1 protein-coding gene is annotated in these 1,020 nt (G+C 66.7%); it reads left to right on the forward strand.

Annotation, left to right across the window (positions count from 1 at the left end; translation table 11 throughout):
• Positions 1-1,020, forward strand: a 1,020-nt coding sequence (locus AC04L7_RS19545) for an MFS transporter (protein ID WP_475513826.1), incomplete at both ends; no start/stop codon positions are given.

Below are 1,020 nucleotides of genomic sequence, written 5' to 3' on the forward strand. Positions count from 1 at the left end.
TTCCCAAGGGCGACCCGCAGATCGCGATCATCGCGTCGCTCGCGACCTACGGCGTGGGCTACGTCGCACGGCCGATCGGCGCGCTGCTGCTGGGCCACTGGGGCGACACGCACGGCCGCAAGACGGTGCTCATCCTGTGCATGTTCCTGATGGGCTTTTCCACCGTCGCCGTCGGCCTGCTGCCCACCTACGACCAGGTCGGCCTGTGGGCGCCCGCGCTGCTGGTGCTGCTGCGCCTGATCCAGGGCTTTGCGGTGGCCGGCGAGATCTCGGGCGCGAGCTCGATGATCCTGGAGCACGCGCCGTTCGGACGCCGCGGCTTCTTCGCGAGCTTCACGTTGCAGGGCGTGCAGGCCGGCCAGATCATGGCGGCCGCGGTGTTCCTGCCGCTCGCGCACTACATGGACAAGGACGCCTTCAACGCCTGGGGCTGGCGCATTCCGTTCCTGCTGAGCTTCATCGTCATCGTGGCCGGCTACATCATCCGCAGGGAAGTGGAGGAGACCCCCGCCTTTGCCGAAGTCGAGAAGAGCGCGCAGGTGCCGAAGGCGCCCGTCATCCAGGCCGTGACCGAGAGCTGGGGCGACATGCTGCGCGTGCTGCTGTGCTCGCTGATGAACGTGATCCCGGTGGTCGCGACCATCTTCGGCGCCGCCTACGCGGTGCAGCCGGGCTACGGCATCAACTTCGAGAAGGACATCTACCTCTGGATTCCGGTGATGGGCAACATCCTGGCCGTGATCGTGATCCCGTTCGTCGGCAACCTGTCGGACAAGGTCGGGCGCCGCCTGCCGATCGCCGTGGGTGCCATCGGTTCGGGCCTGCTGTCGTTCGGCTACCTGTATGCCATCAGCATCCACAACGTGCCGCTGGCCATCGTGATGTCGCTGCTGATGTGGGGCGTGGTCTACCAGGGCTACAACGCCGTGTTCCCGAGCTTCTATCCGGAGATGTTCCCCACCCGCACCCGCGTCTCGGGCATGGCGATCTCGCAGAACATCGGCACCGCCATCACCGCGC

It is taken from the genome of Pseudoxanthomonas sp. LjRoot204_2 (genome assembly GCF_056175765.1).